Source organism: Pseudarthrobacter oxydans (genome assembly GCF_030812335.1).
GTDB lineage: Bacteria > Actinomycetota > Actinomycetes > Actinomycetales > Micrococcaceae > Arthrobacter > Arthrobacter oxydans_B.
This window is the reverse complement of record NZ_JAUSSN010000011.1, coordinates 13704-29012: the sequence shown is the minus strand read 5'-3', so window position 1 is coordinate 29012 and position 15309 is coordinate 13704. Positions and strand designations below refer to the sequence as shown.

The following is a 15309-nucleotide window of genomic DNA, read 5'->3' as shown; positions in this document are numbered from 1 at the left end:
GCTACTTCTTGGCCTTGTCCTTGGATTCGTCCGTGGTGAGGGCGGCGATGAAGGCTTCCTGCGGGACCTCGACGCGGCCCACCATCTTCATGCGCTTCTTGCCTTCCTTCTGCTTTTCCAGCAGTTTGCGCTTTCGGGTGATGTCACCGCCGTAGCACTTGGCGAGCACGTCCTTGCGGATGGCGCGGATGCTTTCCCGGGCGATGATCCGGGAACCGATGGCGGCCTGGATCGGGACCTCGAACTGCTGCCGCGGAATGAGTTCGCGCAGCTTGCCGGTCATCATCACGCCGTAGGCGTAGGCCTTGTCACGGTGTGTGATGGCGGAGAAGGCATCCACCTGTTCGCCCTGGAGCATGATGTCGACCTTGACCAGGTCGGCGACCTGGTCGCCGTCGGCCTTCCAGTCCAGCGAGCCGTAGCCGCGGGTCTTGGACTTGAGGATGTCGAAGAAGTCGAAGACGATCTCGGCCAGCGGCAGGCGGTAGCGGATCTCCACCCGGTCCTCGGAGAGGTAGTCCATGCCGCCCATGACGCCGCGCCGGCTCTGGCACAGCTCCATGATGGCGCCGACAAACTCGTTCGGCGCCAGGATGGTGGCGGCGACCATCGGTTCGCGGACTTCCGCGATCTTGCCGGTGGGGTATTCGCTGGGGTTCGTCACGTGGACGACCTTCTTGTCCTCCAGCGTGACCTCGTATTCCACGTTGGGGGCGGTGGAAATGAGGTCCAGGTTGTATTCGCGTTCGAGCCGCTCGCGGGTGATTTCCAGGTGCAGCAGGCCCAGGAATCCCACGCGGAAGCCGAAGCCCAGCGCGGCGGACGTCTCCGGTTCGTACACCAGGGCGGCGTCGTTGAGCATCAGCTTCTCGAGCGCATCGCGGAGCACCGGGTAGTCCGTGCCGTCCAGCGGATACAGGCCGGAGAAGACCATCGGCTTGGCATCGGCGTAGCCGGGGAGGGATTCGGAGGCCGGCTTGGCGAGGTTGGTGACGGTGTCGCCGACCTTGGACAGGCGGACGTCCTTCACGCCGGTGATGAGGTAGCCCACTTCACCGACCCCAAGGCCCTTGGAGGGGGTCGGCTCCGGGGAGCTGACGCCGATCTCGAGGAGTTCGTGGGTGGCGCGGGTGGACATCATCTGGATGCGTTCGCGGGGGTGCAGCATGCCGTCAACCACGCGGACGTAGGTGACCACGCCGCGGTAGGTGTCGTAGACCGAGTCGAAGATCATGGCACGGGCCGGGGCGTTGGGGTCACCCTTGGGGGCCGGGAGGTCGCGGACGATCTTGTCGAGCAGGACCTCGACGCCCATGCCGGTCTTGCCGGAGACGCGGAGCACCTCGTCGGGGTCGCCGCCGATCAGGTTGGCCAGTTCCGCCGCATATTTCTCGGGCTGGGCCGCCGGGAGGTCGATCTTGTTCAGGACCGGGATGATGGTGAGGTTGTTTTCCATCGCCAGGTAGAGGTTGGCGAGGGTCTGGGCCTCGATGCCCTGGGCCGCGTCGACCAGCAGCACGGCGCCTTCGCAGGCCGCGAGCGAGCGGGAAACCTCGTAGGTGAAGTCAACGTGTCCGGGCGTGTCGATCATGTTCAGCGCGTAGCTGACCCCGTCGAGCTCCCAGGGCATACGGACTGCCTGGGACTTGATGGTGATGCCGCGTTCGCGCTCAATGTCCATGCGGTCCAGGTACTGGGCCTTCATGTCACGGGACTGGACCACGCCGGTGTACTGGAGCATCCGGTCGGCCAGTGTGGACTTGCCGTGGTCAATGTGCGCAATGATGCAGAAGTTCCGGATGATGTCCGGATCTGTTGCCGCGGGCACCGGGGCGGTGCGGGCCATGGGAGACACGCAGGGTCCTTACTGTTGGCAATACTGTTGGCTTTTGCACAGATCGGCGCAGGGCTGGTTTCCCAGCCTGCGAGGCGCCGCATCTCTGCACCTATAGTCTCCCACGTCCGGGCCCGTGGGAGTGCATCCCCGCCTCCGGCCGGCCGCCCGGCTGCCGCCCGGCCGGGTGCGCTGCCGGTATTGTTTCCCCATGGCTTGGAACTTACGCTCGATCGGCAATGCAATCCGCAGCACCTTGCGCTTCCTGGAGGGGCGCCCGGGCTCAGCGCCCGGCAGCTCCGGCACGGCCAGGCCGGCCGGCACCAAGGCCAAGCCCGGAACACGGGCCAGGTCCGGGACGAAGGCCCAGCCGGGACCGACCGGCACGAAAGCCGGCGGACGCCCGGGGACAGGCCGGGGCGCCGCCGTCGGCCTGGCCAGCGCCTATCCCGGCGATTTCCGCGGAACGGCCAAGGTCAGCTACGCACCCTCCCCCAATGGCCGCCCGGAGCCGGGCGAAGTCGTCTGGACGTGGGTGCCGTATGAAGAGGACCACTCGCAGGGCAAGGACCGCCCGGTGCTGCTGGTGGGCACAAGCGGCCGCTATCTGCTCGGCCTGATGCTGACCAGCAAGGACCACGACGGCGACGCGCGCCGCGCCGACGACTACGTGGATATCGGCACCGGCCCTTGGGACCGGCAATGGCGTCCCAGCGAGGCGAAACTGGACCGTGTCCTGCAGATCAACCCGCGTGATGTCCGGCGCGAGGGCGCCATCCTCGACGCCGGAAGTTTCCGCCGCGTCGCTGCAGTCCTGCAGAGCCGCCACGGCTGGAGCTGAACGCCGCTAAATCGCCACTCCGCCGGCCTCTCTGCTACTATTGACAGCTGTGTGTCCGTGCAGGTCGACGGCCACAGATGGTTGGTCGCCATAGGTATCCCCACGCCGCTCAGTCAATGGCCAATCTGAAAGCCCTCTAGACCATTTTCCGCATTGAAAAAGAGAGTTCACACGTGGCTAATATCAAGTCCCAGAAGAAGCGCATCCTCACCAACGAGAAGGCACGCCTGCGTAACAACGCAGTCAAGTCCGAGCTGAAGACGGCCATCCGCGCCGTCAACACCGCCGTTGAGTCCACCGACAAGGATGCTGCGGCGACCGCGCTGCTTTCCGCCAGCCGCAAGCTGGACAAGGCTGTCAGCAAGGGCGTTCTCCACAAGAACAACGCTGCAAACCGCAAGTCGGCCATCTCCAAGAAGGTCAACGCGCTCTAAAGGTTTCCAGTTCATTTGAACTGATGATTGTGGCCGGCACCCTCGGGTGCCGGCCACTTCCAGTTAAGCCGCACATTGTGGCCGGGAAAATCACGGGTTAGCCCAAATCATGGCCCGGCCGGCGCCCGTCCCGGGGGAAGCGCACGCGGGGCCCGGCGTCAGCGGCGCACGGACGTCGCAATCACGGTCACGGCGTGTTCGACGGCGTAGACCGGATCCCGGGACAGGCCCTTGACCTGGGCATCGGCCTCGGCGGTCACCTGGATGGACCGGACGAGCCCCTCCGGAGTCCAGCGCCGCACCTCCCGCTGCGCCTGCTCGACAAGCCAGGGCTGCATGCCCAGCTGCTTGGCAATCTGCGACGAGGAGCCCTGGGCGCCGGCAACCTTGGCGAGGGTGCGCAGCTTCGAGGCCAGCGCGGCCACCAGCGGCACGGGGTCGGCCCCGGTGTCGAGGGCGTGGCGCAGGGTGGACAGTGCCAGCGGGGCGTTGCCGGCCATCGCGGCGTCGGCGACCTTGAACGCAGTGGCTTCCACCCTGCCCCCGTAGTACCGGTCCACCATGGCGGTATCCACTCCGGTGGCGGCATCGGCGATCAACTGGCTGCAGGCGGCGGCAAGTTCAGCCAGGTGGGCGCCGACGGCGTTGACCAGGGCGTGCACGGCGTCGGGATCGATGCGCCGGGACGCGGCTCTGAACTCGGACGTCACGAAGGCGACCTTGTCGGCGTCCTTCTTCAGGGGCTGGCAGTCCACCACCGGCCACCCGCCGGCCTTGACGGCGTCCAGGAGCTTCTTGCCGCGCACGCCGCCGCTGTGGCGGAGGACCAGCACGGCGTCGGGCTCGGGGCGGGCGAGGTACTTCAGCCCGTCAGCCAGGAAGGCATCATTCATGCCCTCCAGGCCCTCCACCTCGATGAGCTTCTGCTCGCCGAAGAGGGACGGGCTGACGTTCATGGCGAGGGAGCCTGGCTCGTAGTTGCCGGCATTGAGCCGGGTGACTTCGACGTCGGGGGCTGCGGCGCGGACCTGCGCCCGGATGCGGTCCATTGCTCGGGACCCCAGGTAGTCTTCCGGTCCGCCGACCAGCACGACGGCGGCCGGGGTCACGTCGCGCCAGGTGGCGGTGTTCGACGCGGCGGACCGTGCGCGTGGGGTCTGGGCAGCAGCCACTGAGGTTTCCTCCCGGAAAATTGTTTGCAGACTCTAAGCCTGCCACGGCCCGGGCGGTGCACCAAGCCGGGCCGTGACCCTCCCGGCGGTGCCCGCAGGCCGTTGCCGCGGGGCAGGAATCGGTTGAGCAGGGCCACTGTCCGTTCATGCGCCGCCCGGGCCAGCGCGACGGTGCGGGCGGGGTGGAAAGTCAGCCACCAGGCGGCGAGGGTACAGGCGGAGAAGAGTGTCATTGTGGCGGCGCCAAACGCCCCTTCCGGCCACGGGAGGACCGCCCCGGGCAGCCCGGCGAAACAGCGGGCGATTGCTCCGACCCCGGTGGCGAAAGCCGCAGCGATACCCAGCGGCGCGGCGGCCAGGGCCGGGGCCAGTGGCATCAGCGGCACGGCCGCGGTCCCCAGCAGCGTGACCGGTGCGACGAGGACGGCGGCGGCCATGTTGGCGGGCAGGGCATAGGTGGAGAATTGCGGCTGCAGGAGGACGACCGCCGGTCCGCAGAACGCCTGAGCGGACAGCGGAACAGCCAGCCCCGCGGCGAGCCAGCGCGGCACCGCCGCCGGGAACCAAGCCATGATCGGCCTGCCCGTCACCACGATTCCGAGGGTCGCCAGCACGGAGAGCAGGAATCCGAAGCTGGTCGAGAGCCCCGGCTGGGCCAGCACAAGTCCAATCACGGCGAGGCACAGGAAGCTCAGGCCCCGCCCGGGCCGGCCGCCGGCGAGGGCAACGAGCCCGATTGCGCCCATTACGGCGGCCCGCAGGACACTGGACTCCGGTCCGACCATCAGGACAAACAGGCCCAGCCCCGTGAGGCAGAGGACCGCTGCGAACGCCCGGCTGAACCGCAGGCTTCGGGCGGCCAGCAGGAGGGCGCCCAAGACGAGGCTACAGTTGGCGCCGCTGACGGCCGTCAGGTGGGTCATGCCGACGGACTTCATGGCCGCGTCCAGCTCCGCGTCCAAGAGGCGGGTGTCACCGGTGACCATGCCCGGCAGGAGTCCCCGGGCGTCACCGTCGAAGTGTCCGGCGGCCCTGGTGAAACGGTCGCGGAGTTCGGCCGGGCCCCGCTGCCAGGGCGCGGCCGCCCCGAGTGTCAGCGGGGCGGAGCTGGCCGAGAGGACTGCCGCTTCCGGCTGTCCCGGCGCGGGCGGCTTGAGTTTGCCGGTCGTGCGGATCCGCTGACCCGGGGCTGCATGTTCCCAGTCGGCGCCGCCCAGGATCAGCAACCTGGCCTGTGCCTGGACCCGGTGCGAGTCGAAGGTCATGTCGATCAGGGTGGCCGGGACCGCCCACCGGTCCGCGAGTCCGGAACGCCCCGGCGTCCTGAGTTGCCGGGGCGAGCCGGTTATCTCCACTTCCACCGCAACGGCTGTGTTCGCGGCGGCTGCACCGGCCACAGCCCCTTCGTGCCGGCGGGCGGAGTCGGCCGCGCCGTGGCCGCCCGCTGCAGCGGCCAGCAGCAGGGCGCCGGCCATCGTCGCGTGGAAGCTCCGGTGTGCGGGTGCCCCGGGCGGCCGTGCCCCGGGCCGTCGTACCCAGGCGGTGGATACGGCCCTGAGCAACAGCAGTGCCGAACACGCCACGAGGGTCAGACAGAGGGCGGCAAGCGCCGCGGGATGCATGTAGTGTCCGGCAGCGGCCGTTGCCCAGACCAGGACCGCCGGGGGAATCAGACGCACATCGGTCCGGCGGAGGGTGTCCTCCCGGGCCGGACCGGCGCGGCCGCGGACTGCGAATGACGCTAGCCAGCCGCGGACCTCCAGATGGCGTCGACGCTGCCGGACCCCCTGGGGGAATTCCGCCAGAATCTGCGTGTGCCCCGGGGCTCGGGGGTCCCCTGGGGCTTGGGGGTCCGCCGCGGGCTCCGGCGCCGGGTGGTTCCCGGGTGTCCGGCTGACCGCCGCATCGACGTACAGTTGCCAGCGACTCGCACGTTCCATGTCCGGCACGCCCTCACACCCGGACCAGGGGCAGCAGGCCTTCGAGCAGCTTAGGCCCGAACCCGTCCACGGCGTCCAGCTCCTCCACCCGCTGGAAGTTGCCGTGCTGCTTGCGCCAGTCCACGATCCGTTGGGCAAGGACCGGGCCCACCCGCGGGAGGGTGGCCAGTTCCTCGGCTCCGGCCGTGTTCAAGTTGATCTTTCCCGCGGGGGCGGAGCCGCTGCCCGGGCTTCCCCGGGCGCCCGCGTCACTCGCGTCACTCGCCGGGGCGGACGCGTCCGGCCCGGTTTCGCCCTGCCGCGGCACCAGGACCTTCTGCCCGTCCTCGAGGACGGCGGCGAGATTGAGCTGGTCCGGATCTGCGCCGGGGGCACCGCCTCCGGCCGCTGCGATGGCCTCGTGCAGGCGGCTTCCCCGCGGCAGCTCCACGATGCCGGCCCGGGCAACCGCGCCGGCGACATGCACGATCACGCTGTCGCGGGTGGCCCCTCCGGCCCCGTTTCCGTTATCGCCGTCGCCGTCGCCGTCGCCTGGAGAATTGTCCGGGACTGCTGACGGTCCAGCTTCAGGCTCCGGGTCCTCTGGTCCGCCGGCTTCCGTTAGGTTGATGGAACTGAGCGGGCTGACCTCCGCTGTGGCGTTCGCCGCCTGCCACCAGAACCAGCAGAGAAACGTTGTGGCCAGCAGGCACAGCAACGCCGCGGCGCGGCGCCCGGTGCGCCACCTGATGCGGGGGCTGCGGACCGGCGAATGGTCGGGGCCGGGATCATGCTGCGTTCCGGACCGTGACGCGAAGGGCGGTCCGTCGAGCAGGGCCGACCCCGCGCCTATCCGAACAGCGCCCGGACGAACGGCGGCCGCCAGCCTGTGGTCGGCGCGGCCCGGTTCGGCGGCGGGCGGGTCTCCAGGAGTGTGGCGCGGCATGCGCCCATCGTACGAAGCTCCGGCCACGCCGTTCAGGGGCAGCGGGTCGTATGTGGATATCGGAAAACCGCCGGGCAGGGCCCCGCAGGTCTTATGTGGATACCGCGTACCCGCGGGATAAAGCTGCGGCGCGGCGGACTGCGGCGCGGCGGACTACGGCGCGCCTGACTCCGGAGCGGCGGGCTCGGGCGCTGCGGGCATGTCCCGGACCGCCGGGGTGCTGCTCTCCCCCACGATCACCGCCAGCACACCGAGTCCGGCATGGGCCGCCAGCACGGCGGGAAGGGCGCTGATCTGGACGGGCGCACAGCCGGGAACCGCTTGGGCCAGCTGCGCCGCGAGCTGTTCTGCCTCGGCCGGGTTGCCGAAATGGTGGACGGCGAGCCGGGCCTGCCCGGGGGGCCGACCCGCGGCGTCGGCCACAACGATCTCCTGGAGCCGGGCGATGGCCTTCGCCGCCGACCGCACTTTCTCCAGCGGAATGACTTTGCCGTCCTCCACCGCGAGGATGGGCTTAATCGAGAACATGGTTCCCCAGAGTGATGCCGCGGCGCCGATCCGTCCCCCACGGCGCAGCTGTTCCAGGCTCGGCACGTAGAAGTACACCTTGGTGCGGGCGAGTTCATGCTCGGCGAACGCACGCACGTCCGCTGCGGCCGCGCCTTCCGCCGCCGCGGCAACGGCGCCCTGGACACCCATCCCCTGCGCCATGCCGACGGTGCGTGAGTCCAGGACCTCCACCGGAATGTCCACGCGGGCGGCAGCCAGCCGGGCGGAGTCCACCGTTCCGGAGAGCTCCCCGGAAATATGAAGCGACACGACGGACTCATAGCCATTCCGCTGGGCTGCCAGGTACGCATGTTCGAACTGTCCGGGCGACGGGCGCGAGGTCTTCACGGGCTTGCCGCTGGCAAGGGCCAAGGCAATCGTCTCGGCGATGTCGTCCTCGCCCTCACCGTAGATTTCCGCCCCTACCATCACCGGCATCGGGACGATCGACAGCCGCCCGTCGACGGAGGCGGCATGGACCCAGTCGGCCGGCAGTGCCGCGGCGGAGTCCGTGACGACGGCTGTCCGCACGACGGCCTCGAGACCGGCGGCGGACCCTTCTGCTGACGGTTTGGCCTGCCGGAGCCCGCTGAGGCGCTCCTTCAGCCACCCTGCGGGGTCGCGGTGGGGCAAGGAGGACCTCCTGCTGTCTGCATGTGCTGACGGACTCGCGGTATCGGCCGGCCGCCGGTGTGTGCCGGCGGCCGCCTCCCGGTTAGGCCGGGACGATGTTGACCAGTTTAGGCGCCCGGACGATCACCGTGCGGATCCCACGGCCGTCGAGGGCGCGCTGGACGTTTTCCGAGGCCAGGGCCAGCTCCCGCAGTTCGTCCTCGCTGATCTCCGGCGAGACTTCCAGCCGGTCCCGGACCTTGCCCTGGACCTGGACGACGGCGGTCACCGTGTCCTGGACCAGGAGGGCCGCATCGTGCGTCGGCCAGCCGGCGTTGGCCACCGAGGCGGGGTGCCCCAGCACGTTCCAGAGATCCTCGGCCGTGTACGGCGCGAAGAGGCTCAGGATGACCGCAACGGTCTCGACGGCTTCGCGGACGGCCGGATCGGCGCCGCCCGCTCCGCCGGCTGCGTCAATAGTCTTACGCGTCGCGTTGACCAGCTCCATGAGCTTGGCCACGACCACATTGAACTTGTTGTGGTCCAGCAGGGCTTCCGCGTCGGCGATGGTGCGGTGTGTAACGGCACGCAGGGCACGGTCGCCGGTGGCGAAGTCGACGCCGGGGGCGCTCGTGACGTCCCGGCCCAGGCGCCAGGCGCGGGCCAGGAACTTCGCGGAGCCCGACGGCGAGACGTCGGCCCAGTCGACGTCGTCCTCCGGCGGGGAGGCGAAGATCATGGTGAGCCGGACGGCGTCGACGCCGTACTTGTCCAGCTGTTCGCTTAGGTCAACGCCGTTGCCCAGGGACTTGCTCATCGCTTTGCCGCCGTTGAGCACCTGGCCCTGGTTCAGGAGCGCGCTGAACGGCTCGTCGGCGTCGATCATGCCCAGGTCGTGGATGACCTTGGTGAAGAACCGCGCGTAGAGCAGGTGCAGGATGGCGTGCTCCACGCCGCCCACGTACTGGCCAACCGGCATCCAGTCGTTGATTTTCGCCGGATCGAACGGGCCGTCCGTGTACTGCGGCGAGACGAAGCGCAGGAAGTACCAGGAGGAGTCCACGAAGGTGTCCATGGTGTCCGTGTCCCGTTTGGCCGGGCCGTGGCAGCTGGGGCACTCGACGTTGACCCAGCTTTCGACGGCGGCCAGCGGCGACGTGCCCTTCGGGGACAGGTCCTCGCCGCGCAGGTCGGCCGGCAGGGTGACGGGCAACTGCTCGTCCGGGACCGGGACCTCCCCGCAGGCGGGGCAGTGGATGATCGGGATCGGGGTGCCCCAGAAGCGCTGCCGGCTGAGCAGCCAGTCGCGCAGGCGGAAGTTCACGAATTTCTCGCCCGTGCCCTGCTGCTCCAGGATCCCGATGGCGGCCGGGATGGCTTCTGCCTTGGGCAGGCCGTCCAGGGCACCTGAGTTGATCAGGGTTCCCTCGCCGGAGGTCGCCGTGCCGCTGACGGCGGGATCCTCTTCGCCGGTGTCCAGCACCGCCCGTACGGGCAGGCCGAAGGTCCGGGCGAAGTCGAGGTCGCGCTGGTCGTGGGCCGGGACGGCCATGATGGCGCCGGTGCCGTAGTCCGCCAGCACGTAGTCGGCCGCCCAGACGGGCAGCTTTTCGCCGTTGAGCGGGTTGATGGCGTAACGGCCGGTGAAGACGCCGGTCTTTTCCCGCTCGGTGGACTGGCGTTCGATTTCGGAGAGCGCCTTGACCTGCTCGCGGTATGCGTCCAGGGCTGCGGCGTGTTCCTCGGTGACCAGTTCGACGGCGATCGGCGCGTCCGCGGCGACGACGAAGAACGTCGCGCCGTACAGGGTGTCGGGGCGGGTGGTGAACACCGTGACGTCCTTGGCGGGCTTTCCGCCGTCGGCTTCGATCACGAAGGTGACGTGTGCGCCCTCGGACCGTCCGATCCAGTTCTTCTGCATGGCCAGGACACGTTCGGGCCAGTGGCCGCGCAGCTCGTCCATGTCATCGAGCAGCCGGTCGGCGTAGTCGGTGATCTTGAAGTACCACTGGTTCAGCGACTTCTTGGTGACGGGTGTGCCGCAGCGCTCACAGGCACCGTTGACCACCTGTTCGTTGGCCAGCACGGTCTGGTCCGTGGGGCACCAGTTGACCGGGGAATTCTTGCGGTAGGCCAGGCCGCGCTCGTGGAAGCGCTTGAAGAGCCACTGCGTCCAGCGGTAGTACTCCGGGTCGGAGGTGTGGATCCGGCGGGACCAGTCGGCGGAGATGGCGTAGCGCTTGAACGACGCCGCCTGGGTCTCGATGTTGGCGTAGGTCCACTCGCTCGGGTGGGCGTTGCGCTTGATGGCCGCGTTCTCGGCGGGCAGCCCGAAGGAATCCCAGCCGATCGGGTGCAGCACGTCGTAGCCCTGCTGGCGCAGGTAACGCGCGACGACGTCGCCCATGGCGAACGCCTCGGCGTGGCCCATGTGGAGATCTCCGGAGGGGTACGGGAACATGTCCAGCACGTACCGCCGTTCCTTCGAACCGTCGTCGACGGGCGTGAAGACCTTGAGGTCTTCCCAGACCTGCGGCCACTTGGCTTCGATTGCCGTAAAGCTGTAGGCACCTTCCTCAGGGCCGTCCGTCCCGACTCCTGCTGTTCCGGTTTCTGTCTCCGGCTGAACGCTCACTGCTGGCCTCTTCTGTTTCTTCAAGCCTGATTACCGTCAAGTCTGTACTAGCGGGGCCCGTTGCGCTCGGCCCCTGCCCCCTGCCGCCGGTCCCGAAATGGCCCAGACGCACAAAAGCCCCTCGACACGGAGGGGCGGCCGCTCGACAGTCCGAATTTTCCTCGGAATGCCGGGCGGCTAACTAAGCAGAAGGATCGTACGCATAGAACTACTTTAGCGCCTCGGCCGCCCGGCGGGTGGAGCCTGGCCCCTCCCTGTTCCCGCTGTGGCCAGGGCGACGCTGAACAGCCCGGATCGCAGGAGAGAAATCGGCGGACGCGGCATGCGCCCGAATTGTTATAAACCGGACCTGAAGAACAGCAGTACTTACTTTTAGTCCATTTACCTGAATGGCGAGTGGCGGAAGATTTCGCGCGAGTAGTTCGCACAACTCAGCAGGTAGTACTTCGGCCGTCCAAGAGGTTGATATGGGGCGCTCCACGTAGTCCTGAACACCCGTTGAAATGTCAGTTCCTTGATCTTCCGAATCCTCCAAATGCCCGTCGATACCCGTAATCCAGCGGTCTTGCCAAAGACCGCGAACAGGCACACTATTCTCCCAAGATCCCTCGGGGATTTGTCATTTTATTTCGGGTTGAGGAGCCTGCCATGAATCCCTTCCGAGTTTCAGTGCTGCACAAATTAATTCTCCCGGCGGAGCGCATCGACGCTGCCGGATGCCACCAGAAAATGGCCTAGCCATGTTCGGCTGGATAACCCGCTTCAGTTTGCACTTCCGTATCCTTGTTCTGGCCCTCGCCGGCGGACTCGTTGCCTTCGGGGTCGTGAACGTTCCCCGCATCGCTGTGGATACCCTGCCGGAGTTCGCACCGGCGCATGTTGAGATTCAGACCGAAGCCCTGGGCCTGTCCGCTGTTGAGGTGGAACAGCTCATCACTTCCCCGATGGAGGCCGACCTCCTCAACGGGGTGGCCTGGCTGGATGAGATCCGGTCCAAATCCGTACCGGGGCTTTCATCGATTGAACTGGTCTTTGAGCCGGGCACCGACCTGCTCCGCGCCCGGCAGCTGGTGGCGGAACGGATGACCCAAGCCCACGCCCTGCCGAACGTCTCGTCCCCGCCGCTGATCATGCAGCCGACGTCCTCAACCAGCCGCGTGCTGATGGTCCGGTTGAATTCCACGCAACTCTCCGGTATTGAAATGTCCGTCCTGGCTCGCTGGAAGATCAAACCGCGCCTGGTCGGCATTCCGGGGGTAGCGAACGTGTCCATTTGGGGCCAGCGTGAACAGCAGCTTCAGGTGGAGGTCACTCCCACCCAGTTGCGCGACCGGGGCATCACCCTGGAACAGATCATCAAGACCGCCGGCAATGCGGTCTGGGTCTCCCCCTTGAGCTTCCTTGAGGCGTCCACTCCGGGCACCGGCGGTTTCGTGGAGTCCCCCAGCCAGCGATTGGGCATCCAGCACGTCCTTCCCATCCGCACCCCGGCGGATCTGGCCAAGGTCAGCGTGGAGGACGCGCCCCAGCCGATGGTGCTGGGCGACATTGCAAACGTCAAGGAAGACCATCAGCCGCTGATCGGCGACGCAGTCGTTGGCCAGGATGCAGGCCTGATGCTGGTGGTTGAAAAATTCCCGGGAACCAGCGCGGTGGATGTGACCCGCGATGTCGAGGCAGCCCTGCAGGACATGGGTCCCGGGCTCACCGGCATCACCGTCGACACCAGCGTGTTCCGTCCCGCCACTGCCGTTCAGGACACCGTGGACGGTCTTGGTGCGGCGCTGCTGCTCAGCCTTCTGATTGCGGTGGCGCTATTCTGGCTGCTCTTCCGCTCCTGGCGCGTCGCTGTGATCGCGCTGATAGCCCTCACAGTGACGGTCATGACGGCGGCCGTGGTGCTGTACTCCCAAAACGCGATGCTGAACATCACGGTGCTCGTGGGCATTCTGCTCGGCGTTTCCGTGATCGTCGGTGACGTTGTGGAGGACCTCCAGGCACAGCGCCGCCGACCCCTGACCACGGTGGCAACTGAAACGGAGGCAACCCTGAGGTCCCGCATCACGGACGTGGCCCGGGGCGTCCGCACTCCACTCTTCCACGCCTCACTCATCATGGTCGTTGCCCTCATCCCGACGCTGTTTGTACCCGGTGTCGGCGGCTCCTTCTTCCATCCGCTCTTCTGGTCGCTGGCGCTTGCCCTCGCAGCGGGGCTCCTGGTCGGCCTCTCCGTGACGCCGGTCCTGGCACAGATGCTGCTGCCCCGGGAACCCGTACGCCGGGCCGAGGATGCGGCAACCCGTCGCGCCCGGGCCCGCTACAACCAGGTCCTCGATGGTGCCCGTTCACGCCGCACCCTCAGCCTGGTGGCCGTTGCCGTCATCGGTGCCCTGGGCCTCGCCGCCGGATCCCAGCTGGTGGCCAACCGGCCCGTCGTCCCGACGCTTCCGGACCGGACGCTGCTGGTGCAATGGGACACCATGGCCGGTACGTCCACCGACGAAGTCCGCCGGGTCGCTTCGAAAGCCTCGGAGGAACTGCGGGCACTGCCGGGCGTGAGCGGGGTGGGTGGCCATATCGGCCGTGCCATCACCTCGGACCAGGTGGTCGGAAACAATTCCGCCGAGCTCTGGGTGTCCATAGCTGCAGACGCCGATTTCAGCGAAACTGAGCAAGCGGTACGGGACGTGGTCCAGGGTTACCCCGGTATCTCCAACAACGTCACGAACTACTCACAGCAGGAAGTCGGCGACATGCGCAACAGCATGGAGCCGCGCTTCGCGGTGCGCGTCTATGGAACCGATATGCCGGTCCTGCGCGAAAAGGCCGAAGACGTCCGGAAGGCGCTGCAAAAGATCGACGGCGTGCAGAACCCGACGATCAACGCGGCGGCGATGAACCCGATCGTGGAAGTCGAAGTCAATCTCGAGGCAGCCCAGCGCGTGGGCATTAAGCCCGGTGACGCCCGCCGGGCCGCCGCGACCCTGATGCAGGGTGTCATCGTGGGCAACTTGTTCGAGCAACAGAAAGTGTTCGAAGTCGTGGTCCGTGGTGCGGTGAACGTCCGGGATGATCTCACCAGCATCCGAGAACTGCTCCTGGACACCCCCGACGGCGGACACGTCCAGCTGGGCGAGATCGCCGCGGTCCGGATGGTTCCCAACGAAGTGGTCATCCAGCACGACGCCACCTCCAGGCGGATCGACATCGTGGCCGACATCACCGAACGGCCCCTGGCCGACGTCCACCGCGATATCGAAGCGGCCATAAAGCAGGTTCAGTTCCCGCTTGAGTACCACGCCGAAATCCCCGCAAAATACAGCGAACTTCGCGCAGCTGACGCTCTCGTGCTGTGGCTCGGAGCAGCAGCCCTGGTGGGAATCCTGCTTTTGCTCCAGACCGCGGTGCGGAGCTGGAAGCTTGCGCTCGCTGTCTTCCTTGCCCTGCCGGCGGCCATGTCAGGTTCGTTCCTCGCCGCGTGGCTGGGTGCGGCGTCGATCTCCTGGCTTTCACTCACTGCCGTTGCTGCGGTGCTGGCCGTCACGGCCCGTAACGCGGTGCTGCTCTCAGCCCGGGCAGACGAGTTGTGGCGGGCGGCGCCACAAACGCCCCGTACGGAACAGGTGCTGACCGCGGCCCGTGAGCGGGTGGCGCCAGTCCTCAAAGCAGCCCTGATCACCGTCGCGGTCATGATACCGCCGGCTCTGCTTGGCGGCAGCGTCGGCGAGGCCCTGGTCGCCCCGATGCTGCTGATCGTGGTTGGCGGCCTCATCACCGCGACGCTGGTGGCGCTGCTGGTGTTCCCCCTCCTGGCCGTCTGGTTCGGTCCGCGGACCGCCCCGGAAGAGTGGTCGGAAGTTTACGAAGCGGAAGTCCCCGTTCAGCCCGTCATGCAGGAAAAGGTGGAAGCAAAATGACCAGCCTAAAATCCCCACGGCGCATATCTTTGGCAGCCGTCGTCTGTGCAGCCCTCGCATTCTCCCTGCCGGGCTGCGCTACGCCCGCCGTCGCACCGCCGGCCGCCGGTGAAGCCCCTGCCAAGGTGGAAAAGAACGCTGACACCGGCATCGCTAAGCTCACGCTGACCCAGCGGGGCATTGATCGGCTGGAACTGAAAACCGAGCCGGTTACGGCTGGCTCGGGAACAGAGATCAAGCTGCCCTACGGGGCGCTGATGTACGACGCCAACGGCAAGACATGGGTTTACACCAACCCGGCGCCGAGGGTCTACGAACGCCAGGAGCTCGCCGTGAGCAGGGTGGAGGCCGGCGTGGTCACGGCCACCGCCGGACCTCCGGCGGGAACCCAGGTGGTCACAGTAGGCGCGGCTGAGCTGTTCGGCGCCGAGTTCAACACCGGCAAATGAC

10 protein-coding genes are annotated in these 15309 nt (G+C 67.6%); 4 read left to right on the top strand and 6 right to left on the bottom strand.

Features of this window, described 5'->3' with window-relative positions; translation table 11 throughout:
• Position 1 precedes the first annotated feature (1 nt).
• Positions 2-1855 carry a translation elongation factor 4 gene (gene lepA / locus J2W14_RS17160; protein WP_307464742.1) on the bottom strand — a complete coding sequence of 618 codons (1854 nt, stop codon included), beginning with the start codon at positions 1853-1855 and terminating at the stop codon, positions 2-4.
• A 190-nt stretch (positions 1856-2045) separates the two neighbouring features.
• Between lepA and J2W14_RS17155 the strand changes: the two genes are divergently transcribed.
• Together J2W14_RS17155 and rpsT are read left to right on the top strand one after the other, a co-directional pair.
• A complete protein-coding gene (locus J2W14_RS17155; RefSeq protein ID WP_307464740.1) occupies positions 2046-2675 on the top strand; it encodes a type II toxin-antitoxin system PemK/MazF family toxin in 630 nt (209 codons plus the stop codon).
• A 173-nt stretch (positions 2676-2848) separates the two neighbouring features.
• Positions 2849-3109, top strand: a complete 261-nt coding sequence (gene rpsT, locus J2W14_RS17150; RefSeq protein ID WP_226775157.1) for a 30S ribosomal protein S20 — start codon at positions 2849-2851, stop codon at positions 3107-3109.
• A 158-nt stretch (positions 3110-3267) separates the two neighbouring features.
• Here rpsT and holA read toward each other — a convergent pair whose 3' ends face one another.
• The 5 genes from holA to leuS all read right to left on the bottom strand — a co-directional run bounded on the left by holA (position 3268) and on the right by leuS (position 10942).
• Complete coding sequence (gene holA, locus J2W14_RS17145; protein WP_307464737.1) at positions 3268-4281, bottom strand: DNA polymerase III subunit delta; 1014 nt, start codon at positions 4279-4281, stop codon at positions 3268-3270.
• Positions 4215-5960: a ComEC/Rec2 family competence protein gene (locus tag J2W14_RS17140; RefSeq protein ID WP_307464735.1), complete on the bottom strand. Its 1746-nt coding sequence runs from the start codon at positions 5958-5960 to the stop codon at positions 4215-4217. Before J2W14_RS17140 ends, holA begins: the two co-directional genes overlap by 67 nt.
• Before the next feature lie 274 nt (positions 5961-6234).
• A complete protein-coding gene (locus tag J2W14_RS17135) occupies positions 6235-7146 on the bottom strand; it encodes a helix-hairpin-helix domain-containing protein (RefSeq protein ID WP_307464733.1) in 912 nt (303 codons plus the stop codon).
• Positions 7147-7299: 153 nt separating this feature from the next.
• On the bottom strand, positions 7300-8328 hold the full coding sequence (locus J2W14_RS17130; protein WP_307464731.1) for a DegV family protein: 1029 nt from the start codon (positions 8326-8328) through the stop codon (positions 7300-7302).
• 82 nt (positions 8329-8410) lie between these two features.
• The gene (leuS, locus tag J2W14_RS17125) at positions 8411-10942 is read right to left on the bottom strand and encodes a leucine--tRNA ligase (protein WP_307464729.1); all 2532 of its coding nucleotides are present in this window, start codon (positions 10940-10942) and stop codon (positions 8411-8413) included.
• Between the two features lie 740 nt (positions 10943-11682).
• On the opposite strand from leuS, the gene J2W14_RS17120 reads away from it, so the two are divergent.
• Both J2W14_RS17120 and J2W14_RS17115 read left to right on the top strand, forming a co-directional pair.
• On the top strand, positions 11683-14859 hold the full coding sequence (locus tag J2W14_RS17120) for an efflux RND transporter permease subunit (protein ID WP_307464728.1): 3177 nt from the start codon (positions 11683-11685) through the stop codon (positions 14857-14859).
• Positions 14856-15308, top strand: coding sequence for a hypothetical protein (locus J2W14_RS17115; RefSeq protein WP_307464727.1), 453 nt, complete (start codon positions 14856-14858; stop codon positions 15306-15308). The genes J2W14_RS17120 and J2W14_RS17115 overlap by 4 nt, the downstream gene beginning before the upstream one ends.
• Position 15309: the final 1 nt, after the last annotated feature.

Bases quoted from the DNA above. Each gene is read 5' to 3' on its own strand.
- J2W14_RS17120 (WP_307464728.1), top strand. From the start codon at position 11,683: ATGTTCGGCTGGATAACCCGCTTCAGTTTGCACTTCCGTATCCTTGTT.
- J2W14_RS17155 (WP_307464740.1), top strand. From the start codon at position 2,046: ATGGCTTGGAACTTACGCTCGATCGGCAATGCAATCCGCAGCACCTTG.
- J2W14_RS17135 (WP_307464733.1), bottom strand. From the start codon at position 7,146: ATGCCGCGCCACACTCCTGGAGACCCGCCCGCCGCCGAACCGGGCCGC.
- J2W14_RS17115 (WP_307464727.1), top strand. From the start codon at position 14,856: ATGACCAGCCTAAAATCCCCACGGCGCATATCTTTGGCAGCCGTCGTC.